Below are 21212 nucleotides of genomic sequence, written 5' to 3' on the forward strand. Positions count from 1 at the left end.
ATATTCAGTGTTTCGCTGTCGAGGCTGAACGGGTTACGGTGTTGCATTCATTCCCGGAGAGTTCGGTATGGCGTTGCCCCCTTTTCACCTTGCGTTCCCCGTCGACGACCTCGATGCGGCGCGGCATTTTTATGGCTCGGTCCTAGGATGCGCCGAGGGCCGCAGTTCCGAAGAGTGGATTGATTTTGATTTCCAAGGCCACCAAATCGTCGCGCATCTCGCCCCCGATCAGACCGGCGACCGGACGAGAAATCACGTCGATGGCCATGGCGTACCGGTGCCGCATTTCGGATTGGTTCTGTCGCCACGCCATTGGGCTGAATTGGCCGATCGATTGAAAGCGGCGGACACGCAATTTGTGATAGAGCCGACCACGCGGTTCAAAGGAAGGCCGGGCGAACAATCGACAATGTTCCTGCGCGATCCGGCGGGCAACGCGCTTGAATTCAAGGCTTTCGCAGATCCAGATCAACTCTTCGCCAAATGAAATTTAATGACCTCTCGCTTTGTGAGAATGCGGCGTTATAGATTTCGTCGTCTTACATTTCAAAGAGGTGCGTGTGTCGCATTCTGAAGCAGCAACCCCCAAAAACCGCCCCAATCCCCGCACCTTGGCGAAGGACCTCAACTCTTACACTTCCCCCCATCGCGGGCGGAGCATTTGGGAATTGGCCATCACGCTGGTTCCGTTTGTGATTGTGTTTGTTGTCATGCTTTTTGCGGTAGAGGCCGGATATTACATCGCCTTGGCCATGACACCTGTGGCTGGCATGCTGCTTTTGCGGCTTTTCATTATTCAACATGATTGCGGCCACGGATCCTACTTTGCCAAGAAGTCGTGGAACCGTTGGGTTGGTCGGGCGATGGGCACACTCACCCTTACCCCGTATGATTGTTGGCAGCGTTCGCATGCTCTGCATCACGCCAATACGGGCAATTTGGACGCGCGCGGTTTTGGTGATGTGGACACGTTGACGGTCCGCGAATTTGCCGCGTTGAGTCGCACGAACAGATTTTTATATCGGCTGTATCGCCACCCCACCGTCTTGATGGGACTGGGCCCTGCCTATCTGTTCCTATTGCGGCATCGCCTTCCTATCGGTTTGATGCGCGAAGGGTGGAAATATTGGATGAGCGCAATGGGCACCAATCTTGTGACGGCTACGATCCTTGGCGGATTGGTGTTTGGATTTGGCCTTTCCGCTACTTTGATCGTGTTCCTGCCGGTCTTGTTAACGGCGGCTTCGGTGGGCGTTTGGCTTTTCTATGTTCAACACCAATTTGAACACGCATATTGGGAACGCAAAAAGGAATGGACCTTCCACGAAGCGGCCATGGGCAGCAGTTCATACCTAGCCCTTCCCACGGTTTTCCGTTGGTTCACGGGCAATATCGGCATCCATCATATCCATCATCTGGCCAGTCGCATTCCATTTTACCGACTGCCTGATGTGTTGAAATCCCACCCTGAATTGGCCGATTTCAATCGGCTTTCACCAATGGATGGATTGCGTTCAATGGTTCTTACTTTGTGGGATGAAGAGAGCGGTCGACTGGTGTCATTCCGCGAAGCAAAGCGGTTAGCCACTTAAGCCCCAATTGGGCGCGGCCTATCCGGCGTTAAAGCGCGTTGTCACCCAACGCATCGATGATAATGGCTGCGCGCAACGCCTCGATACCCATGCCCTTTTCGCTGCTGGTAAGGTGCATTTCGGGAAAGGCGGCCGGGTGTTTTCGCGATTCCTCAGCTACCTGGTTCGCCACGCGTTCTAACTCCGATGCTTTGATCTTGTCCGTCTTGGTCAACACAATGCGATAGCCAACGGCGGCCTCGTCGAGCATCTTCATCATCTCGCGATCGACCTCCTTTAGGCCATGACGGCTGTCGATCAGGACCAGATTGCGCGCGAGCACTTGCCGCCCTCGCAGATAGCTCTTCACAAGCTTTTTCCAACGATCGACCACCTTCACGGGTGCCTTGGCAAAACCGTATCCGGGCATGTCGACCAATCGCAATTGCAACGGATCGCCAACCTCAAAGAAGTTCAGCTCCTGTGTGCGTCCCGGTGTTACTGAGGCGCGCGCAATCGATTTACGACCCGTCAGAGCGTTCAAAAGCGAGCTTTTCCCGACATTGGACCGCCCGCAAAATGCGATCTCGGGCACTGTGGGTTCGGGCAAGAATTTTAATTGCGGCGCCGAAAGCAGGAAATCGACCCTCCCCGAAAACAGACGCGACGCAGCGCGCTCTCGGCGCTGCTGTTCGCGTTCTGCATCCTGCATGGCTGGGTCAGCTTCCGTCACGCATCACCCTTTGCCTGGGCCGCGTCTTTCTCACGCTCACGCTCGCGCGCTTTGTCCGCTTTCTCTTTTTCCGCCGCCGCGCGCAATTGCGGGTTTTTGGAATAAAGATAGCTTTGTTGAGCCAGAGTAAGAATGTTTGAGGTAACCCAGTAGAGCAGCAGGCCTGAGGCAAACCCGGCCATCACGAACATCAAAATCCAAGGCATCAGGTTGAAAATCTGCTGCTGCATCGGGTCCATCGCAGACGGGTTGAGCTTAAACGTCAGCCACATAGTGACACCCAACAACACCGCCAACACGCCAATGCCAAATACCAGCATCAGATATTCAGGAACGTTGATTCCAACCAGCCACAAGACATTGGCAAGGTTCGCGGGATCGCGCGCCACAAGGTCGGTGATCCACAGGAACGGTTCGTGCCGCATGTCGATCGACAGGATCAAAACCTTATACAATGCAAAGAAGATCGGGATCTGAATGATCAAGGGGAGACAACCGGCCAACGGATTGACCTTCTCTTCCTTGTACAGCTTCATGATCTCTTGTTGCTGCTGTTGCTTGTCGTCTTTGTAACGCTCCTGGATCGCTTTCATCTTCGGTTGAACCGCTTTCATGGCGGCCATGGAAGAGAATTGTTTTTGCGCAATCGGGAACAGCAGACCGCGAATGACCACAGTCAGCAAGATGATAGCAACGCCGAAATTGCCCACAAGATTGTTGAAGAACAACAGCAGCCACAAAAGCGGTTTTTCAAACCACTCGAACCAGCCCCAGCTGATCGCTTTGCCGAAATGTGTGATGCCCGTTTCTTCGTACTGATCGAGAACAACGCTTTCTTTCGCACCAGCGAAAAGCTGTGTGGTTTCGGTCAAGGTTGCGCCTGCGGCCAATGTTTGCGCATCATAGCGCAGCACAGCACGGAAGAGATCTTCGCCTAGCGATTGGAAACCAACCACGTCGGCCTGTCCATCACCGCGTGCGAGAGCCGAAAGCCAGTAATCATCGGCAAAGCCCAACCATGATGATTCGCCATCAGGCGTCCAACGGCCCAATTCGGCCAGTTCGTGATAAGCGTGTGGATCCCGCAATGTGCCGCCAAACACACCAATCGGCCCGGCATGCGCGATGAATTGATCGAGCGTCGCGGTAAGGCTTGTGCGCTTGATGAATGCAAACGGTTGAACGATCGCGGCGTTTTCGCCCGTGTTCTCGGCGGATTGTTCCGCTGTGATCATGAATTGATCGTCAATGGAAAGGCGAACGCGATAAATGATGCCGTTGTCATCGGTGCGGGACAAAGTGACCGGAGTCTCTTGGGTCAGACGCTCTGCATCGGCTTGCCAAATGACATTGCTGGCCATGACTTCGCCGCCGACACGAAAACCAAACTCTGCAAAATGCTGACCATCGGTGCGTTCTGGAGCAAATATGCGGACTGGACCGCTCTCTGAATCCACCGTCTCTTGGTAATCTTTGAGCACGATATCATCGATACGCGCGCCTACGAGATTGATCGAACCGGCGACCCGCGGGGCATCGATCACAACGCGGTTTGTGTCGGCCAACGCAGTGTCCAGATCGACCGGGCCGACCGGAACCGGTGCGGTATCGGACAAACTATCCGAAGCGGTGCCCGGTGCGGTCAGATCACCCGACGCCAATGCGCCGGTGCCAGTAGCCCCAGATTGGGTTTCGGCCACAGCCGTTTCAACGGGGGTTGTGACTTCGGGCTGCGGATAGAAATACCGCATGCTGAAATCCCAACCGAGAATCAGCAGGCCTGAAAGCGCGACGGCGAGCAGAAGATTGCGCTGGTTGTCCAAGATTTTGCCTTCGTGGTGTTGGTTAAGTGTATTAGATGGGTATAACAGCCGCGTATTCCAGCCCTATTTAAGGTACCGGATCGTGGCCATGTCCGCCCCATGGATGGCAGCGCCCTATACGCTTTACGGCGAGCCATCCACCCTTGAGAGAGCCATATTTCGTCACCGCCTCGATTGCGTATTGGCTGCACGAGGGAGAATACCGGCATGTGGGCGGAATAATTCGCGATGGACCAAGCTGCCAACACCGCGCGATGAAGATCATGACATGTTTCATGAGGCGCTCTGACTGGGTGATTCGGAGGGCTTTTTGGCGTTGCCGCGCCCCTTGCTACGCCCTCTCGACATTTTTCGTGGAGGATCGCCCTTACCCTCCTGTGCGCGGGAAAGCGCTTTGCCCAATTCTTGAGCCATGATTTGAAAATCACGTTCCACTCCGCCTGCACGGCCGATCACCACATGATCATGATCAGGCAGCCCGTTTTTGGGTAAGGCGTCGCGCAAAAGTTCGCGGAAACGGCGCTTCATCCGATTGCGAACGACGGCGTTGCCAATTTTCTTGGTGACTGTGATGCCAAACCGCATGCCCGCACCACCATTGGGCCGGGTCAACAGGACAAAGCCCGGACGCGCGTTGCGCAACCCTTTGTTGGCAGCCAAAAAATCAGCGCGCTTGGTGAGCGTTGAGATCATATCTGATCATAAACCAAACGGGCCCCCGTGGGGAGCCCGCGTGTAGGATCGTTCGCCAGCGGCGAGGCGACCTTTATAGTGCAACAGTGATGACATCGCGATCCGCCCGGACCGCGACACGCATCACGCGCAGAGGTTCTTGCGACCGCGATTGCGACGCGCACGGAGAACCTTGCGGCCGCCGGGAGTCTTTTTACGCGCAAAGAAACCGTGCCGACGGGCACGCACAAGATTGCTAGGCTGGAAAGTCCGCTTCATATCGTCCTCAAATAACTGGTATGGCGCTGTCTGTTAAACCGAAGGCCGGCTTTCGCATTTGCAACCATGTTGCGGGCGCCAATAAAAACGCCCTGATCAGGCGCGCGCCACTATGTGATAGCGCGGCGTGAGTCAAGGCATCACACGTCAAGCCGAGCAAGGTTTGTTGTGCTCAGATCGCTGTAATGGATCGTCGGGATCAACGGTAAAGCATCCGATTGAGCCGATTCAATCTGTACAGTTGGGATGAAGCGAGGTTCGATCCCAACAGTCAAAGGCACAGAAGTGTCTGACGCAACCGCAATGCGCGGCGTTTCAATCGGCCCCTTTGCTGTAGGTAAGTGACCGCCATAGCCGGATCGACCCGGCGTCAACCATGGCCGCATGTCTGACGCGCCAAGCCATAACGCGCTGGAATGCGGCACCGAATTGGTCATGGCATAAAAATCGCGAGCGCGGCCTTCACTCATGCCCATTTCGACATAGTAATCGAGGTAAAGCCGATGCGCAGGATGATCCGCAGCAAAATCCTCCGCTTCGCGCCCATGATTGTCGAGCCATGAGTGAACAGCGAATTGCGCTCCGTGCTCTATTGTTTGCGTGGCGCCGGCCAAGAATAATTCGACCGCACCCGAACGAACGGATCCGCCATTGGGCACATGCGTGGAGATGCCCGCTTCGCGGATGCGGCGACCAACGGCCAAATTGGCAATGTCGTTGCTGGTCCCGGGGGCTTCAACCATGGTCAGCATCGCCATTTGCGGAAAGTCGCGCAGCATTGCGTCAAAGTGTGCTGGGCTCGCGCTGTTGGTGGCACCGATCATGGATGCGCTGGTCGCGCTGGTCACAACAAATGGGCCGTATTGCGCCAACATCATCGGCGAACCGCGCCGTATCTCCGGCCGTGCATACCGCGCTGCCGATCGCGATTCGGCCACCAATTGACCGTTTACGAAAGTGCTGGTCACCGTGGGAATAGCCAAAGGCGCGACTTGGCCCCCGCGTTGATCGGCCTCACCGCCTTCAACTTTAACCCATTGTCTGGTGTTGGGATCCCATTCCTCAATCCAGCTTTCCGTTGTGACCGTGCGCAGTTTTCCGGTGCCCCGGTCGGAGTAATCGGCGGGCACTTGTGCCAGAATGGGACTGACACCAAAGACGAGCTGGATAACAGCACAAAGAGCAGCGATACGCTTCATGCTTCAGAGATAGGTGAATTTTTGTTCAGACTTTGCGAAGGCTTATGCTTGCAAAGGTCTTAACCCTGTCCGGCTAAGTACTCGACAAGACACTATTAACCCTGCACTATCAGCGGCCAAATATAGGGTCGGTCTATGCAGTGGAGGATTAAGCCTTGGTAGCGGTGGTACGAACTGTTGCCTATCTGGGGCTAGAGGCGCGACAGGTAGAGGTTCAATGCCAAGTGGCCTCGGGCTTACCGCGTTTTTCCATCGTCGGATTGGCCGACAAAGCCGTTAGCGAAAGCCGCGAACGCGTTCAGGCCGCGCTCTCAGCGATGGGATTGGCGCTGCCTCCCAAACGGATCACAATCAACCTGTCACCCGCCGATCTTCCCAAAGATGGGTCGCACTATGATTTGCCCATTGCATTGGCCTTGTTGGCGGCGATGGGGGTCACCGATGCAGAGCAATTGGGCGATTGGATCGCGGTTGGCGAATTGTCCTTGGACGGTCGGATCGCCCCCTCTCCCGGCGTGTTGATCGCGGCCTTGCATGCAAGCACCGTGGAAGCGGGGTTAATCTGTCCGGCGGATCAAGGGTCCGAGGCGAAATGGGCCAGCGGCGTCCCTGTTTTGGCCCCGCGCGATCTTGCAAGTTTGCTGGGCCATTTAAAAGGGTCGCAGGTGCTGCCCGATCCAGTGCGCGGCGATGTAGAACCCGCCCCGCCCACAACCGATCTTAAGCAAGTAAAGGGTCAGGAAACCGCAAAGCGCGCGATGGAAATTGCAGCGGCCGGGGGACACAACCTTCTGATGATGGGACCGCCGGGTTCGGGCAAAAGCCTTTTGGCGAGCTGTCTGTCCGGCATCCTTCCCGAATTGACCCCGACAGAAGCACTCGAAGTGTCGATGGTTCAATCGGTTGCCGGCACGCTATCATCCGGCAGGGTTAGCCGCACGCGCCCATTCCGCGCGCCGCATCATTCGGCCAGTATGGCCGCGTTAACCGGCGGCGGTTTGAAAGTTCGCCCCGGCGAAGTCAGCTTGGCGCATTTGGGTGTCCTCTTTCTTGATGAATTGCCGGAGTTTCAGCGCGCTGTGCTCGATTCGCTGCGCCAACCTTTGGAAACCGGCCATGTCGATGTTGCGCGGGCCAACGCGCATGTCTCGTTTCCCGCTCGCGTTCAATTGATCGCGGCCATGAACCCATGTCGGTGCGGTCACGCAAGTGAACCGGGCCATGTTTGTGCCCGCGGCGCACGCTGTGCCAGCGAGTATCAGGCGCGGCTTTCGGGCCCTTTGCTTGACCGGATCGACCTCCACGTTGAAGTCGCCGCCGTCAGCGCGATGGATTTGACGTTGCCGCCCCCAACCGAAGGGAGTGAAGAGGTCGCGCGCCGGGTTGCGTGGGCGCGCGCAAAAGCGGTCGATCGTGGAGTCCGCTCCAACGCGGAACTCGAAGGGGAAAATCTGGAAACCTTTGCCGCACCCGATGACGATGGGCGAGCCTTAATGATGCAAGCGGCACAGAAGCTGCGTCTATCCGCACGCGGGTACACGCGGATGTTGCGCGTGGCCCGGACAGTTGCGGACCTATCCGGTGCGCAACAGGTGGGCCGGTTGCATATTGCAGAGGCGCTGTCCTATCGACAGATGATTGGACGCACTTAGCCTCCGGGCCGGGGATGACATTATGACCTTTTTCGATCCAGAATGGCTGGTCCGCATTGCCACTGCGATGCTGCTGCTGGCTTATTTCATTCGTGATGAATTGAAATTGCGGTTGATGATTATCGCGGCCACATTGGTGTTCAACCTGTATTATTGGCTCGTCCCCGATCCCCCTTTGTGGGAGTCCGTGATCGGCGGTTTCTTGATGGTCGCGGTCAACCTCTATGTGTTGTTCCAAGTGATGCTGGATCGGACGACCTTCCGCATGAACGATCAGGAAAAGCGTCTTTTCGCCGCCTTTGAGACCCTATCGCCCGGACAATTTCGCCGCATTTTGAAAACGGCGGAATGGCGCCGAGTGGGCGACATTGCAAACGTTCACGAAGTTGCAGAATCCGAAGAACATCAACTTACACAGCAGGATGACCCTTGCGCGAAGCTGTTCTTCATTTTCGAAGGTGCAATCCGAGTCTCTAAAGGCGAATACAGCTTTCGCTTGCCCCACGGCAATTTCGTAGGTGAGGTCGCCTTTGTTCTTGATGGGGCCGCCACGGCCACGACCATCGCACCAGAAGGGACACATTACGTCGAATGGGATGCCGATGGTTTGCGCAAATTGGGCGCAAAGCACCCGGCATTGGGCAATGCCTTAAACGCGCTTTTGACCCGCGATCTCGCCGGAAAATTGAAAGACAGTTATCGACCGGATGACGCCTTGCCGATTTAGCGGTCTTGGAACTCCGCGATCACATCCAGGAATTCCTGACCCCAAGTTTCCAGCTTTTTGCCGCCAACGCCTTGGATCTCTCCCATCGCGGACAATGTGCCGGGATGTTCGCTGGCCATGGCCCGCAACACGCTGTCGTGAAAAATGATATAGGCGGGGACCCCGTGTTCAGAGGCAAGCGATTTGCGCTTTTCACGCAACGCATCAAACAAGGGATCACCCACCGGATTGGGCACCGCGCCAGCTTTAGAGCGGCGACCCGCTTTCTTAGGCGGTTTGGCGATTAGGACTGGTTGGTCGCCGCGCAACACGTCGCGCGCCTTTGCTCCCAATGCCATCCCGCCATGCTCTGTTGGTGCCAACATTTCATGCGCCATCAAACTGCGCATGACCGGCCTGAGCAGCGGCGCCTGTTCCGCATCGAGAATGCCAAAAACCGACAAAACATCGTGTCCGCGTTGCCGGACGCGATCGTCGCCGGAACCCAGTAGAACCTTCTCAATATGACCGATTCCATAGCTCTGGCCGGTCCGATAAACAGCCGAGAGCAACTTTTGCGCGATCTCTGTCACATCAAGGACTTGCGGCGGTTCCAGACAATTGTCGCAATTGCCGCAGGATTGGGGGGGGCTTTCGCCAAAATGCCTCAACAAAATAGCGCGGCGGCATCCCGCGCTTTCCACCAAACCTGCCAGAGAACTTAGGCGCGCTCGCTCGCTCGTCATGCGGCTTTCGTCGACATCGCTCAGCCATTGCCGCGCTTTGGCAAAATCATTGGCGCTCCAAAACATTTGCGCCTCTGCCGGATCGCCATCTCGGCCCGCGCGGCCAGTTTCTTGGTAATAGGATTCGGTCGATTTGGGGAGGCCAGCGTGAACGACAAATCGCACGTCGGGTTTGTCGATCCCCATGCCAAACGCGATGGTGGCGACCATCACCATATCTTCTGATTGGACAAAGGCGGCTTGGGTTGCGGCGCGTTGTTCTGGGGGCAGACCAGCGTGATACGCACCCACAGGCCGGCCCGTCGCAGCGATTTTTTGCGCCAAATCTTCGGTTGCTTTGCGGCTTTGCGCATAAACGATGCCGGCGCCGGGATTGCGATTGATGACGTCGGTGATCTGCTTGCCGATATTGTCGCGCGCGCTGATCGTGTATCGGATGTTGGGTCGATCAAATCCGGCCTTGATCAAGCCTGCATCTGGGATGCCCAGTTGGCGCAGAATATCCGCACGGGTCACTTCATCGGCGGTCGCGGTTAACGCAAGGCGCGGTATATATTCGAAGTGATCGAGCATCGGGCGGAGGCCGCGATAGTCCGGACGAAAGTCGTGCCCCCATTCTGAAACGCAATGCGCTTCATCAATCGCGAACAACGAAATGTCCGCTTGCGTCAGAAGGGATTGAAAACCGGGAGTCGTGGCGCGTTCGGGTGCGACATACAGCAGATCGAGCTCACCAGCGCACAAACGGTTTGCAGTCTCCGCCTTGTCCATATCCGCCGACGTCATCGACGCGGCGCGTATGCCCAACGCTTTCGCCGCGCGGATTTGATCATGCATAAGCGCGATCAGCGGCGAAACCACGATCGCGGTGCCGGGCCTCGCCAAAGCGGGCAATTGATAACACAGCGATTTGCCGGCGCCCGTGGGCATCAAGGCGAGCGTGTGTTCGCCCGATAGGATGCGCGTAACCACGGCTTCTTGTTGACCACGAAATCCGGAAAATCCGAACGTGGAACGCAAAATGTCATGCAGGTCAGGTCCAGCGGCAACGCTCATCGGTGTGGCTGGTCCTGATTACATGGCGAAAGGGATTTAGGCGGAGGCGGCTTTCTTGGCAGCCTCAATATCGACGACGTCACCAATGTTTGGTCCGGCATTCGCGTTGGCGTCCGCGCTTGCTACCGACCCATCGGCTCGTTTGCCAAGGTCTTCTCTGCGCACCATCCACAAATCTTGATGGCTGAGCAGTCGGCCATCATGCGCAAGAATCGAAACAGGGCCAATCGGCAGGCGATCTTGTTCGTCAACCAAGACCGGGTCTTCGAAGACCATTTCGGCCCCGTATTTCTGACCCCATTGGCGCAGCGCGATCATTGCGGGCAGCAAATCGTACCCTTTTGTGGTCAAACGATATTCGATCTTGCGACGATCATCGGCACACGGTTCGCGTTTAAGGATGCTGTGATCAACCAATTTGGCGAGCCGGTTGGACAGAATATTCCGCGCAATGCCCAGCTCACTCAAAAACTCTTCGAAGTGTTTGAGGCCATTGAAACTGGCGCGGAGGATCATAAATGACCAACGTTCGCCCATCACTTCAAGTGCTTGCGGCAAACCGCAATCAATCAACTCGCGCAGTGGTTCTCGAATATCGCCCATATCAGTCCTCTCTCTGCAACCTAGTTTAACCGGTTCGCCGGTAATCGCAAATCTTGTTGCAATCGCATGACGATAAGTGGGTCGGTCGGTCGCAGAAATAAATTTAGGTTTCTAGTTGCAACTCGAAACCTAATCACTTAGGTAGTGATTCGCAACTAGTTTCGTTTTGAAACTTTGCAGCCCTAAAACTGAACAACCCCCGTTTGAAATTCTAACGACAAAGGACACATGTGATGACCCTCTCCCTCCCCCGCATCAGCCGTTTCGCCGGACTCTCGCTCGCGCTTGTGTACACCGCAGTTAGCTTTGGTGTCGCAACGTCGTCTGCCCCGCTCTCCGCGCAAAGCGGCCCTTATTACACCGCAACATTGGCACAGCCCGCTGAAGACAATCGCGCCGTCGCCGGTGGTGTTGCTTGGAATTGCGCCGGCACAACTTGCGTTGCCAACAAAGGCACGTCGCGCCCGTCGCGCGTTTGCCGCGGTCTTGCCCGTGAATTCGGCGAAATCGTGAGCTTTACCGCCGATGGCGAAGCGTTGGCCGAAGACAAGCTTTCACGCTGCAACGGCAATTAATTCATCGGGGTGGCCCGAAAACTTCCCCGCCAGCCCGTCTCTCTCCAGACGGATTGGCATTTAAAACCCCCGGCGTAGCTCGTTCCCCACACGCTGCGACCGGGGGTCTTTACGTTAGGAAACCAGCGCCCTTCAATTGCGAAGTCAACGCGGCTGCGTCGGCAAAGAGGTGCGCGTCCCAGCCGCGCGCTTTTGCGGCGGCGATGTTGTCGGGATTGTCGTCGGTAAAGAACAAGGCATCGCCGGATCTACCGCTGCGCGCCTCTACAATTTCGTAAATCCGGGCATCGGGCTTCGCGACTTTTTCCGCGCCGGACACGACGATGTCTTCGAACACGTCAAAAATCGCGTGTTCACGGCGGAATTGTTCAAACAACTCATCGCCAAAATTGGTGAGGCAGTACAGGGCGACGCCGCTGTCTTTCAATCGATAGACAATGTCGTGCACCCCATTGACCGGCAGAGCCGCCGTTTCATTGAAGCGCGCAGCATAGGCCGCCAAACGCAGCGCCTGATCCGGGAATTGCGCAATGCGCGCGGGCAACATCTCGCCCAACGTTACGCCGCGATCGTGTTGGAAATGCCATTCTTCGGTCACGACATTGGACAAGAACCAATCCAGTTCTGCCTCGTCTTTGATGATTTTTTCAAACAAGGCGCGCAATTGCCATTCAAACAGCACCCGGCCCACGTCAAAAACCACAGCTTTCGTCACCAACACGCTCCTACCAATATCGACGCTTTAAACAGCTGCGGCCCGCTCTCCTATGGTGGAGGCGGGCCGCTGCTTTTCGTCGGTCGCGCAGTGGCGACCGGCCAAACTGTCTGACTTAACCCTGGCGGGCTTTAAAGCGACGGTTGGTCTTGTTGATGACGTAAGTGCGCCCGCGACGACGAATCACGCGGCAATCGCGGTGGCGGTTTTTCAGCGACTTGAGGCTGTTACGGATCTTCATTGTTATTTCCCGAGAATAAAACAGGCACCGCAGTCGGTCTGCGATGCCGCCAATTTCAAGCCGCGCGCCTACGCGGCGAATCGACTGACGTCAACCATTTCCCCACGAACATGCTGCGCCTACGGCTTACTTTTCTGCCAATATCCGTTCCCATTGCAGGGCATGGGCAATGATTGTGTCCAAATCATCGTGTTTTGGCTCCCATGGAATGGTTGAACGGATCCGCGATGGATCGGATATCAGGGAACCTGGATCACCCGCGCGGCGGGGCTCCATGCTACGTTCAATCGTTAGATTCGTGACCCGGTCAACGGCATCCAAGACGTCCAACACGGAAAAACCGCGCCCGTATCCGCAATTCATCGTGAGCGAGCGTTCCGGTTGATCGATCAACGCGCCCAATGCCAAAACATGGGCGGCGGCCAGATCGCTAACATGGATATAATCGCGCACACCCGTGCCATCCGGTGTGTCGTAATCGGTGCCAAACACCGCGACCGACGATCTTTTGCCAAGCGCGGCCTCCAGCGCCACTTTGATCAAATGCGTCGCCCCATCGGTTGATTGGCCGCTACGCCCTGCCGGATCCGCGCCCGCGACGTTGAAATACCGCAGCACACAGAAATTGAGATCATGGGCAAACGAGGTGTCCGCCAACATCTGTTCTGTCATCAATTTGGACCAACCATACGGGTTGATCGGAACGCGCGGCGTGTCTTCGTTAACCGGAGAAACCTCTGGAACACCATAAGTGGCCGCGGTTGAGGAAAAAATGAAATGAGGCACACCCGCCGCGACGGCTGCGTCGATCAATGCACGGCTTTTAGCGGTGTTGTTGTGGTAGTATTTCAATGGGTCCGCCACACTTTCGGGAACCACAATCGATCCGGCAAAGTGCATGATGGCGCGGACGCCTTGTTCTTCGAATATCCGCGTCAACAATGCGGCATCGGCAACGTCACCTTCGTAAAAGGGCACATCGTCGGGCACAGCAAAACGAAATCCGGTGGTCAAATTGTCGATCACAGCGACAGGCCAGCCGGCGTCTTTCAACGCAAGGACAGCGTGGCTGCCGATGTAACCGGCACCCCCTGTGACCAAAACACAAGGTTTTTGATTGGGGTTGTGCGAAGGTTTTAACGTCTCAGACATGCAAGGCCCTATATCAGCAGTGCCCTGAAAAAGCGTGAACGCAGGGCGCGGTCTATTACGTTTTGCACATTCGCCCCGTTTTGCACAAACACGCGCACGTTCTATAGTATCGCCCGATAAAGGGTCACACAAAGGATAGCAGCCATGCCCACCCTCTCAATCATCCCCCGCGCCGCAGTGTTCGCCGTTTGCGCAATGGGCCTATCGGCATGCGCAGGGACATACACTGGCCCAGTGGAAGTGACGCGTTTCGTCAGCGAACAACCGGCGACCCTTGGCCAGGGCACAATCACAATCACTTTCCCCGAAGAAATGGACAATCAAACCGCGCGCAACGCCTTTGCCGCGGCGGTGGCCGATGAATTGGCAACAGCCGGTTATAACGTTGTGCTCGATGGTTCTACTGAGGCGACCTATCTTGCCGCGATCCGCACCAGCCGCAATCCGGTCGACGCGGGGACAACGCGCAGTCCAGTGAGCGTGGGAGTAGGCGGCGGCACGGGATTGCGCGGCGGATTTGGCGGCGGTGTTGGGATTGGCATCAATCTAGGCGGCGGCGATAGCGGCCCACGCGTCCTGTCCGAATTGTCGGTGCGCATCACCGGACCCGATGGCAACAGCCTTTGGGAAGGGCGTGCGCAACACCCCGTTTCCATAAAATCACCATATTCCGATGTGGATGCCAGCGCCCGAACATTGGCTGCGGCCTTGTTCAGTGACTTTCCCGGTGGCAATGGCGAAACGGTCACAATCGACGTCGATGACCTTAACGCGGCTCAAACGCCTGAGTAATATAGGGTCGAGACAACAGATCAGGGCCGATCATCCTGGCCAAGAACCGTTTTAAGGACCGCAATGACCACAATCGCAATCGACGCCGCTTTTGACAGCGGCAATATCGAAGTTTTGTCGATCGACGGACGCACCGCTACTCTGGCCATACCCAAAGACCACATGGCCGAATTTGCACAGTGGTTCCATTTCCGCGTGACCAGCCCGGTGGACGAAGAGATCGTGCTGAAAATTACCGGCCTGAACGATAGCGCGTTTCCCGGCGGATGGCCGGATTACGATGCCTGTGTTTCGGAAGATCGCGAATATTGGGCGCGCACCCCAAGCAGTTTCGACGCGAAAGAGAGCAACGGCACGCTCACGATCCGATACACGCCTGCGTCGAATGTAAGCTGGTTCGCCTATTTCGCGCCCTATTCGATGGAACGTCACCACGATCTCGTATCCGAAGCTGCGACATGCGAAGGCGTCGATTTGGTGCGTTTGGCAACCACGCTGGATGGGCAACCACTCGACATGCTGGAAATGGGCGAAGGCGACACAAGCGTGTGGCTCTATGCCCGCCAACATCCCGGTGAAACACAGGCAGAATGGTGGATGGAGGGCGCGCTGGAATGCCTAACCGATCCGACCGATCCCATTGCGCGCGCGTTGCGACGCCATTGCCGATTGTACGTCGTGCCCAATTGCAATCCGGATGGCTCGCGCCGAGGCCATTTGCGCACCAACGCGGTTGGCACCAATCTCAACCGTGAATGGGCCGAACCCAGTGCAGAGGCATCGCCAGAGGTGCTCGCCATTCGCAATCGGATGGATGAGACCGGCGTGGATTATGCGATGGACGTGCACGGGGACGAAGCGATCCCAGCTGTGTTCCTTGCCGGGTATGAAGGCATCCCCAGTTGGACCGATGATTTCGGAGAGCAATTCTATCGCTATCAACGCATACTTGATCGACGCACACCCGATTTCCAAACAAAGCTGGGCTATCCCAAAACTCCCGCAGGGCGAGCCAATCTTGGGATCAGCACGAACCAAGTGGCCGAACGTTTTGGTGCCTGTGCGATGACTTTGGAAATGCCGTACAAAGATCTGGCCGATTTTCCCGAGCCAGAACAAGGCTGGTCTCCGGAACGTTGCAAATTGCTGGCGCGCGAATGCCTCGCCGCTTTGGTTGAATGGCTCGAAACGTCCTGAAGCCCCGTCTGCAACCACTTTAGCGTGCCGTTACATGATTTTACCCGGCCTGTGGGGTCGGAATGTGCTATACAGGCGCCAAAGAGGAGACGGGCTATGAATGGACATCGCAAATTTGTCGGACGCCGGACGGTATTGACTGGCATCGGTGCGGGAACGGCGATGGCATTCTTGCCCAATGCCGCTCACGCTCAAGGCATCTTTGGCCGCCGGCGCAGCAGCAGTGGTGGATTGGGCCTAGGCTCTATACTTGGCAAGGCAACCGACAACGCACTCGACAAACTTGCCCAACCCAGCGCGTTTTACGATGACGAAGACATCCGCATCGGTCTGCCGATCGTTGGCGGCCGAAGCAGCGGATTGCTGGGATCAATCGTGAATGCGGGCAATCGTTTGGGCGTACTTGATGGTCTTACCCGCACAATCAACGATGCGACCGGGGTCGCAGCCGGTGAAGCCAAACCGATTTTCCGCGACGCAATCAATGACCTATCGTTTGACGATGCGCCCAGCATCATTCGCGAAGACGATGGCGGCACGCAGTATCTGCGCTCTTCCGCCAACGATCGCCTGCATGCAAGGCTTGAGCCATTGGTCGACAATGCGTTGAACGAGGCGGGCGTCTATCGTCAATTCGATAGCCTCGCAGAACGCCACAGCTTCATCCGCAGCGCGGGATTGAATCGCGAAAGCATCAATCGCTCTGTCACCGACCAAGGGTTGGATGGGATCTTTTCCTATATCGGCAACGAAGAGCGCACGTTCCGCAATGATCCGGTTGGCAATGTCGGCGGCGCACTAGGCGATTTGTTGGGCAACTAAGCCTAAGTTCAATCGAGATGCGCGGGGCCAAATGCGTGCGGCAATAAGTCCGAAAGGGCGACCCGGCGCACTTCGTTCGCACCCACGCACAAGACCAGCGGATCGGTACCGCCAAGTTGAGCGATTTCATTCAGGACTTGCCGACACCGACCGCATGGCGTGATCGGACTGCCATCGCCTTTGTCCTCTGGGCCTGTAACCGCGACCGCTTGCAACCCGCCACGGCGCCCTTCGCCAAAGGCCCGTGAAACCGCGACGGTCTCTGCGCAAAGCGCCAAACCGTAGCTGGCGTTTTCGACATTGCTGCCGGTGATGATCGCGCCATCATCAAACAACAATGCCGACCCGACGTGATATTCGGAATAGGGGGCATAGGCGTTTTGTCCGGCATCTCGCGCCGCTTTAATCAAAGTCGCCTCAACCTCGTGTGACAACGTCATTTTTGCACCACCACCCATTCGATTGGCTCCTTCGAAGCTTCGGTTACCAATTGGCTGTTTGCGCTCCACAAAAGCCACGGACGTCCGGCATAATCGGGCTTCGCTCGATCCCGCACAAGCCAAAGATCCCGCGCTGTGCTGCGCGCTGTTCGATGGCGCGTTTCAAATTCTTCACTCAGTTTCAGGATGACAGGCTTTTCGGCATGCAATTCAATCTGATTGACCAATGTCATCAGCTCGCTCTCAACCGCAGCATCACTCACGGCGGGATCGCACCCTACCGCGGTTCTTCCCAATGCAATAACCGGCGGCAAAAGTTGAGAATTGCGAGGCACCATCCGCGTAAAACGGGCCGAATGTTCATCGGCGCGCAAACACGGATCAAACGGTTGAACAACGCCAACTTGAATGCCCGAAGAAAGCGCAGAGTTGAGCCGATTGGCAAATCCGGGATCGGGCGCAGCACCAGCGCTGGCCAATTCAAGATAGATGAAGTCCGCCCCAACGGCCGCCAATGTCTCAAAGCGGGCATCGGATGCTCCGCTAGCGATCACAGCGCCTTGTTCAGGATAATGCGTGATGTCTGGGCGCCAGCTGCGCATGTCCCACCAAAGCCATACAGCAAACCCAATGGCGACAAGCACCAGCAAGGCCACAAGACGCGCAAGCCATCGGCCTAAGGCGCCGCCCTTTTTTCGACTTCGGCTGGAGCGTGCCACGGCCTATCTTACCCCTTGATGTGGAGAACACAGATCAGCGTGAACAGCCGCCGTGCCGTAGCAAAATCTGTCTCGACTTTGCCTTCCAACCTTTCAACCAACAAATCGGCGGCGGTGTTGTGAATACCACGCCGCGCCATATCGATGGTCTCAATCTCGGCCGGCGTCGCCTTGCGGATCGCCTGATAATAGCTGTCGCAGATCGCAAAATATTCACGGATGGGCCGACGGAAACGCGCCAATCCAATGAGCAACGTTTCAAGCGGCGCGTCATCGTTGTCGGCAATATCCATCGCCAATCGACCATCGCGCACGGCCAATTTCAATCGGTACGGCCCTTTGGCCCCGCGTTCGGTGCTGCGAACAGGCTTAAACGTGTTTTCTTCGATCAAGTCATAGATCGCGACCCGGCGTTCCTGTTCTACATCCGCGTTGCGCCACAGGATCGTCTCTTCATCGAGATCGATATGCGCAATGCGGTGCGCGCTTGCTGAATCGGTTGGGTGCGTGGCCATCGTGGCATCAGCCTTCGCAGATGGATAGGGCACACTTCAAGCGTTTCGATGCAGACTTACCGCCGCAATCCCCGCTATCCACAGCATGCGTGACAATTCGGCACAAACATTCCCGGTCCAAAGGCTTGCAAGAATCACGCAGGAGGGACCATTGAGGCCCTATGGCTGAACCCGAAAAACTCTCTCTCGTCTCCGACGAAACCGGCGCGGCGCGCAAACTGCCTTCCAATGTGGAGGCTGAGGCTGCGTTTTTGGGCGCTGTTTTGATTGATAATCGGGTGATCGAGGAACTGCAGACCCCGATCATGCCACACCACTTCTTTGAACCGCTGCATGAGCGGATCTATATGCGCATCCTCGCCTTGATCGAACGCAACGCGACGGCATCGCCGGTAACCCTGCGCCCTCATTTCGAAGCGGATGAAGCGTTGAAGGAATTGGGCGGCCCCAAATATCTCGCGCAATTGACTGCGAACGGTGCCGGTCTTTTGGCTCCACGCGAATTGGCCCAACAGATTTATGATCTCGCCTTGCTTAGAGAATTGGTGAGCGTTGGGCGCGGCTTGGTCGAGGGGGCGCTCGACACGTCCGAAGAGACCGACCCAATGGACCGCATCTCTCAGGCGGAAGCCGATCTGTTTAAAGTCGCCGAAGGAGCGGCCACAGGCAACGAAGCGTCCAGCTTTCGTGATGCCGCCCTAACCGCGATCAAGATGGTCGAGGCCGCGATGAATTCGGGCGGCGGCCTTTCGGGTAAAACCACGGGCTTGGCCACAATCGACCAGAAAACCGCCGGATTGCATGATTCCGATCTTATCATCTTGGCCGGTCGTCCGGGGATGGGAAAGACCGCATTGGCCACCAATATCGCATTCAATTGCGCCGAAGCGCATCTTAAATGGGAACGTGATGGCGGCGAGTTCAATTACGGTGCACCCGCCGCGTTTTTCAGTTTGGAGATGAGCGCCGATCAGCTTGCGACGCGTATTTTGGCCGAACAGGCAGAAATCAGCTCAGAGGCGCTGCGCAGCGGTAAAATGAGCCGCGACGATTTTCAAAACCTCTCCCTTGCCAGTCAACGTTTGGCAGAATTGCCGCTCTATATTGATGACACGCCTGCCCTTACCATTGGTGGCCTGCGCACCCGGGCGCGGCGGTTGAAGAGACGGCACGACATCGGATTGATCGTCGTCGATTACCTCCAACTGCTTCAAGGCTCTGGCCGGGCCAACGACAATCGGGTCAACGAGATTTCGGAAATCAGTCGCGGGCTCAAAACCCTTGCGAAAGAGCTGAGTGTGCCGGTGATTGCGCTATCTCAGCTAAGCCGTGCGGTGGAACAACGCGAAGACAAGCGCCCGATGTTGTCCGATTTGCGGGAATCGGGTTCGATTGAGCAAGACGCCGACATGGTCTGGTTTGTGTACCGGGACGATTATTATCTGGAATCATCCCGCCCAGATGTACCCGATGGCAGCAGCCCGCCCGAAGCGGTGGAGAAATACCGGGCATGGGAAGAACAATACGAGCAGATCAAAAACAAAGCCGCGGTCAATGTCGCGAAACAGCGCCATGGTTCCACCGGGAACGTGCCGTTGCTGTTCCAAAGCGAGTTCACGAAATTCACCTCACCCAACATGCGCGACTATTCGAGCTGGGACGAAGGGTAAGAACAACGTCGCTACGGCGGCATTTCCTTGACTCTGGGCGACGTGAGACTTAGGTGCGGCGCTTCCTTCAGACATTCTATTTTTAAGAGGCCCACGATGGCACGCGTTACCGTTGAAGATTGCGTCGATAAGATTCCAAATCGTTTCGACCTTGTTTTGCTCGCCGCACAGCGCGCGCGCGAAATCTCTGGCGGCAGCGAACTGACGTTGGACCGCGACCGTGATAAGAACCCGGTTGTCGCGCTTCGCGAAGTCGCCGAACAAACGGTGAAGCCGAAAGAGCTGAAAGAATCGCTCGTCACCGGCCTTCAGAAAATCCTTCCTGATGACGAAGATGACGCCGATGAAATCGGTTCACTCAGCCAATCGGCTGAAGCTTTGCGGATCACGGCAAGCGCTCCGACGCGTTCGACATCAATCGGCGCCGATTACGAAGGGTAATTGTCCGATACACGAGACAAAAATTCTGTCCCGAAATGAAAAGGCCGCCAATTTGGCGGCCTTTTTCGTGTTTGTCGTGTATCTCCTTATTGGATTGCGCACGCCGATCCCTCGAACGTGGCGCGCAAAAGGGTGGCAAATCTTATGGCTTCGATTGCAATTTACAGCGTGAAGGGCGGAGTGGGAAAGACCACATTCTCCGTAAATCTTGCGTGGTGCGCAGCGAGCATTTCACGCCGAGAGACACTCTTATGGGACCTCGATCCGGCCAATGGGTCGGGATTTCTTTTAGGGGTTGAGCCAAAGAAGAAACGCGATGCCCAAAGCGTCTTTGATCTGGACCGCGATCCTAGCAAACTGATCCAGAAGACCGATTATTCCAAACTGCACCTGCTTCCGGCAGACGAGAGCATTCGCACGCTCGATCGCCAATTTGATCGCATCGGCAAGAAGAAACGGTTGGCCAAGTTGGTCGACGGTTTGAGCAAGGATTACGATCGCATCCTATTCGATTGCCCACCTGTCCTTAATGAAGTGAGCGCCCAAGTGATGCGCGCGGCCGACCTTGTTATTGTTCCCTTGCCGCCATCTCCGCTTTCCGCGCGCGCATTTGATCAAGTGGTCAAGGAAGTTCTCGGAAGCGGCAAGAAACACCCGCCGATCCTGCCGGTGATGTCGATGATAGACATGCGACGTTCGCTCCACAAACAAGCGCGCGAATCCAATCCAACATGGCCGGTCGTGCCGTTGGCGAGCGCAATCGAGCAATGCGCGGTCGAACAAAGGCCGGTTGGCGCCTTCGCTCCCCGCTCCCCTGCATCGCGCGCGTTCGCTCAGCTTTGGACAGCTATAGAGCGAAAACTCGCCACTTTGTGATTGCCCAACCCCTCTTG

Annotated in this window: 25 protein-coding genes; 11 read left to right on the forward strand and 14 right to left on the reverse strand. The window is 56.4% G+C overall.

Annotated elements, in window-relative coordinates; genetic code table 11:
- The first annotated feature begins 67 nt into the window (after window positions 1-67).
- On the forward strand, window positions 68-487 hold the full coding sequence (locus tag BQ8290_RS07225; RefSeq protein WP_108788871.1) for a VOC family protein: 420 nt from the start codon (window positions 68-70) through the stop codon (window positions 485-487).
- Window positions 488-560: 73 nt separating this feature from the next.
- The gene (locus tag BQ8290_RS07230) at window positions 561-1592 is read left to right on the forward strand and encodes a fatty acid desaturase (protein ID WP_108788873.1); all 1032 of its coding nucleotides are present in this window, start codon (window positions 561-563) and stop codon (window positions 1590-1592) included.
- 28 nt (window positions 1593-1620) lie between these two features.
- Here BQ8290_RS07230 and yihA read toward each other — a convergent pair whose 3' ends face one another.
- The 6 genes from yihA to BQ8290_RS07260 all read right to left on the reverse strand — a co-directional run bounded on the left by yihA (window position 1621) and on the right by BQ8290_RS07260 (window position 6277).
- Window positions 1621-2283 (reverse strand): ribosome biogenesis GTP-binding protein YihA/YsxC, encoded by a 663-nt coding sequence (gene yihA / locus BQ8290_RS07235; protein ID WP_108788875.1) that lies wholly within the window; start codon window positions 2281-2283, stop codon window positions 1621-1623.
- 17 nt (window positions 2284-2300) lie between these two features.
- A complete protein-coding gene (gene yidC / locus BQ8290_RS07240; protein ID WP_108788876.1) occupies window positions 2301-4127 on the reverse strand; it encodes a membrane protein insertase YidC in 1827 nt (608 codons plus the stop codon).
- A 67-nt stretch (window positions 4128-4194) separates the two neighbouring features.
- A complete protein-coding gene (gene yidD, locus BQ8290_RS07245; protein WP_108788878.1) occupies window positions 4195-4404 on the reverse strand; it encodes a membrane protein insertion efficiency factor YidD in 210 nt (69 codons plus the stop codon).
- On the reverse strand, window positions 4401-4820 hold the full coding sequence (rnpA, locus tag BQ8290_RS07250) for a ribonuclease P protein component (RefSeq protein ID WP_108788880.1): 420 nt from the start codon (window positions 4818-4820) through the stop codon (window positions 4401-4403). Before rnpA ends, yidD begins: the two co-directional genes overlap by 4 nt.
- Window positions 4821-4943: 123 nt before the next feature.
- The gene (rpmH, locus tag BQ8290_RS07255; RefSeq protein WP_108788882.1) at window positions 4944-5078 is read right to left on the reverse strand and encodes a 50S ribosomal protein L34; all 135 of its coding nucleotides are present in this window, start codon (window positions 5076-5078) and stop codon (window positions 4944-4946) included.
- 140 nt (window positions 5079-5218) lie between these two features.
- Window positions 5219-6277, reverse strand: a complete 1059-nt coding sequence (locus BQ8290_RS07260) for an alpha/beta hydrolase (protein ID WP_108788885.1) — start codon at window positions 6275-6277, stop codon at window positions 5219-5221.
- A gap of 155 nt (window positions 6278-6432) precedes the next feature.
- On the opposite strand from BQ8290_RS07260, the gene BQ8290_RS07265 reads away from it, so the two are divergent.
- Together BQ8290_RS07265 and BQ8290_RS07270 are read left to right on the forward strand one after the other, a co-directional pair.
- Window positions 6433-7929 carry a YifB family Mg chelatase-like AAA ATPase gene (locus BQ8290_RS07265; RefSeq protein ID WP_108788887.1) on the forward strand — a complete coding sequence of 499 codons (1497 nt, stop codon included), beginning with the start codon at window positions 6433-6435 and terminating at the stop codon, window positions 7927-7929.
- 22 nt (window positions 7930-7951) lie between these two features.
- Window positions 7952-8656, forward strand: coding sequence for a cyclic nucleotide-binding domain-containing protein (locus BQ8290_RS07270; RefSeq protein WP_108788889.1), 705 nt, complete (start codon window positions 7952-7954; stop codon window positions 8654-8656).
- On the opposite strand, the gene recQ is transcribed toward BQ8290_RS07270, so the two are convergent.
- Together recQ and BQ8290_RS07280 are read right to left on the reverse strand one after the other, a co-directional pair.
- Entirely contained in the window at window positions 8653-10437 is a 1785-nt protein-coding gene (gene recQ / locus BQ8290_RS07275; RefSeq protein WP_108788891.1) for a DNA helicase RecQ, read from the reverse strand. The genes BQ8290_RS07270 and recQ overlap by 4 nt on opposite strands.
- 36 nt (window positions 10438-10473) lie before the next feature.
- Window positions 10474-11040, reverse strand: a complete 567-nt coding sequence (locus BQ8290_RS07280; protein WP_108788893.1) for a winged helix-turn-helix transcriptional regulator — start codon at window positions 11038-11040, stop codon at window positions 10474-10476.
- Window positions 11041-11273: 233 nt separating this feature from the next.
- Here BQ8290_RS07280 and BQ8290_RS07285 point away from each other — a divergent pair, with 233 nt between their 5' ends.
- Window positions 11274-11615: a CC_3452 family protein gene (locus BQ8290_RS07285; RefSeq protein ID WP_108788895.1), complete on the forward strand. Its 342-nt coding sequence runs from the start codon at window positions 11274-11276 to the stop codon at window positions 11613-11615.
- Between the two features lie 109 nt (window positions 11616-11724).
- On the opposite strand, the gene BQ8290_RS07290 is transcribed toward BQ8290_RS07285, so the two are convergent.
- From BQ8290_RS07290 to galE, 3 genes are all read right to left on the reverse strand, one after another.
- Window positions 11725-12330, reverse strand: a complete 606-nt coding sequence (locus BQ8290_RS07290) for an HAD-IA family hydrolase (RefSeq protein WP_108792087.1) — start codon at window positions 12328-12330, stop codon at window positions 11725-11727.
- Window positions 12331-12445: 115 nt separating this feature from the next.
- A complete protein-coding gene (gene ykgO, locus BQ8290_RS07295; RefSeq protein WP_007165381.1) occupies window positions 12446-12571 on the reverse strand; it encodes a type B 50S ribosomal protein L36 in 126 nt (41 codons plus the stop codon).
- A gap of 126 nt (window positions 12572-12697) precedes the next feature.
- Entirely contained in the window at window positions 12698-13723 is a 1026-nt protein-coding gene (gene galE, locus BQ8290_RS07300; protein WP_108788897.1) for a UDP-glucose 4-epimerase GalE, read from the reverse strand.
- A gap of 144 nt (window positions 13724-13867) precedes the next feature.
- On the opposite strand from galE, the gene BQ8290_RS07305 reads away from it, so the two are divergent.
- The 3 genes from BQ8290_RS07305 (at window position 13868) to BQ8290_RS07315 (ending at window position 16534) form a co-directional block, all read left to right on the forward strand.
- Window positions 13868-14515 (forward strand): hypothetical protein, encoded by a 648-nt coding sequence (locus BQ8290_RS07305; RefSeq protein ID WP_108788899.1) that lies wholly within the window; start codon window positions 13868-13870, stop codon window positions 14513-14515.
- A gap of 63 nt (window positions 14516-14578) precedes the next feature.
- On the forward strand, window positions 14579-15712 hold the full coding sequence (locus BQ8290_RS07310) for a M14-type cytosolic carboxypeptidase (protein ID WP_108788901.1): 1134 nt from the start codon (window positions 14579-14581) through the stop codon (window positions 15710-15712).
- A gap of 96 nt (window positions 15713-15808) precedes the next feature.
- Entirely contained in the window at window positions 15809-16534 is a 726-nt protein-coding gene (locus BQ8290_RS07315; protein WP_108788903.1) for a DUF4197 family protein, read from the forward strand.
- Window positions 16535-16542: 8 nt separating this feature from the next.
- On the opposite strand, the gene BQ8290_RS07320 is transcribed toward BQ8290_RS07315, so the two are convergent.
- From BQ8290_RS07320 to BQ8290_RS07330, 3 genes are read right to left on the reverse strand one after another with little or no spacing between them, the layout of a single operon-like run.
- A complete protein-coding gene (locus tag BQ8290_RS07320; protein ID WP_108792089.1) occupies window positions 16543-16974 on the reverse strand; it encodes a cytidine deaminase in 432 nt (143 codons plus the stop codon).
- Window positions 16971-17693, reverse strand: coding sequence for a glycoside hydrolase family 25 protein (locus BQ8290_RS07325; protein ID WP_108788905.1), 723 nt, complete (start codon window positions 17691-17693; stop codon window positions 16971-16973). Before BQ8290_RS07325 ends, BQ8290_RS07320 begins: the two co-directional genes overlap by 4 nt.
- Before the next feature lie 8 nt (window positions 17694-17701).
- Window positions 17702-18208 (reverse strand): UPF0262 family protein, encoded by a 507-nt coding sequence (locus BQ8290_RS07330; protein ID WP_108792091.1) that lies wholly within the window; start codon window positions 18206-18208, stop codon window positions 17702-17704.
- Between the two features lie 161 nt (window positions 18209-18369).
- Here BQ8290_RS07330 and BQ8290_RS07335 point away from each other — a divergent pair, with 161 nt between their 5' ends.
- The 3 genes from BQ8290_RS07335 to BQ8290_RS07345 all read left to right on the forward strand — a co-directional run bounded on the left by BQ8290_RS07335 (window position 18370) and on the right by BQ8290_RS07345 (window position 21195).
- A complete protein-coding gene (locus BQ8290_RS07335) occupies window positions 18370-19878 on the forward strand; it encodes a replicative DNA helicase (protein WP_108788907.1) in 1509 nt (502 codons plus the stop codon).
- 96 nt (window positions 19879-19974) lie between these two features.
- Window positions 19975-20319, forward strand: coding sequence for a DNA-directed RNA polymerase subunit omega (rpoZ, locus tag BQ8290_RS07340; RefSeq protein ID WP_108788909.1), 345 nt, complete (start codon window positions 19975-19977; stop codon window positions 20317-20319).
- Between the two features lie 144 nt (window positions 20320-20463).
- Window positions 20464-21195 (forward strand): AAA family ATPase, encoded by a 732-nt coding sequence (locus BQ8290_RS07345; RefSeq protein ID WP_108792093.1) that lies wholly within the window; start codon window positions 20464-20466, stop codon window positions 21193-21195.
- The last annotated feature ends 17 nt before the right edge of the window (window positions 21196-21212 follow it).

This window comes from Erythrobacter sp. Alg231-14, from assembly GCF_900149685.1.
Classification (GTDB): domain Bacteria; phylum Pseudomonadota; class Alphaproteobacteria; order Sphingomonadales; family Sphingomonadaceae; genus Erythrobacter.

Coding starts and splice junctions, on each gene's coding strand:
- BQ8290_RS07330 (WP_108792091.1), bottom strand. CDS start 18,208: ATGGCCACGCACCCAACCGATTCAGCAAGCGCGCACCGCATTGCGCAT.
- BQ8290_RS07315 (WP_108788903.1), top strand. CDS start 15,809: ATGAATGGACATCGCAAATTTGTCGGACGCCGGACGGTATTGACTGGC.
- BQ8290_RS07310 (WP_108788901.1), top strand. CDS start 14,579: ATGACCACAATCGCAATCGACGCCGCTTTTGACAGCGGCAATATCGAA.
- BQ8290_RS07305 (WP_108788899.1), top strand. CDS start 13,868: ATGCCCACCCTCTCAATCATCCCCCGCGCCGCAGTGTTCGCCGTTTGC.
- BQ8290_RS07260 (WP_108788885.1), bottom strand. CDS start 6,277: ATGAAGCGTATCGCTGCTCTTTGTGCTGTTATCCAGCTCGTCTTTGGT.
- yihA (WP_108788875.1), bottom strand. CDS start 2,283: ATGCAGGATGCAGAACGCGAACAGCAGCGCCGAGAGCGCGCTGCGTCG.
- BQ8290_RS07320 (WP_108792089.1), bottom strand. CDS start 16,974: ATGACGTTGTCACACGAGGTTGAGGCGACTTTGATTAAAGCGGCGCGA.
- rpoZ (WP_108788909.1), top strand. CDS start 19,975: ATGGCACGCGTTACCGTTGAAGATTGCGTCGATAAGATTCCAAATCGT.
- BQ8290_RS07345 (WP_108792093.1), top strand. CDS start 20,464: ATGGCTTCGATTGCAATTTACAGCGTGAAGGGCGGAGTGGGAAAGACC.
- ykgO (WP_007165381.1), bottom strand. CDS start 12,571: ATGAAGATCCGTAACAGCCTCAAGTCGCTGAAAAACCGCCACCGCGAT.
- rpmH (WP_108788882.1), bottom strand. CDS start 5,078: ATGAAGCGGACTTTCCAGCCTAGCAATCTTGTGCGTGCCCGTCGGCAC.
- rnpA (WP_108788880.1), bottom strand. CDS start 4,820: ATGATCTCAACGCTCACCAAGCGCGCTGATTTTTTGGCTGCCAACAAA.
- BQ8290_RS07335 (WP_108788907.1), top strand. CDS start 18,370: ATGGCTGAACCCGAAAAACTCTCTCTCGTCTCCGACGAAACCGGCGCG.
- recQ (WP_108788891.1), bottom strand. CDS start 10,437: ATGAGCGTTGCCGCTGGACCTGACCTGCATGACATTTTGCGTTCCACG.
- BQ8290_RS07285 (WP_108788895.1), top strand. CDS start 11,274: ATGACCCTCTCCCTCCCCCGCATCAGCCGTTTCGCCGGACTCTCGCTC.
- BQ8290_RS07270 (WP_108788889.1), top strand. CDS start 7,952: ATGACCTTTTTCGATCCAGAATGGCTGGTCCGCATTGCCACTGCGATG.
- galE (WP_108788897.1), bottom strand. CDS start 13,723: ATGTCTGAGACGTTAAAACCTTCGCACAACCCCAATCAAAAACCTTGT.
- yidD (WP_108788878.1), bottom strand. CDS start 4,404: ATGAAACATGTCATGATCTTCATCGCGCGGTGTTGGCAGCTTGGTCCA.
- BQ8290_RS07280 (WP_108788893.1), bottom strand. CDS start 11,040: ATGGGCGATATTCGAGAACCACTGCGCGAGTTGATTGATTGCGGTTTG.
- BQ8290_RS07225 (WP_108788871.1), top strand. CDS start 68: ATGGCGTTGCCCCCTTTTCACCTTGCGTTCCCCGTCGACGACCTCGAT.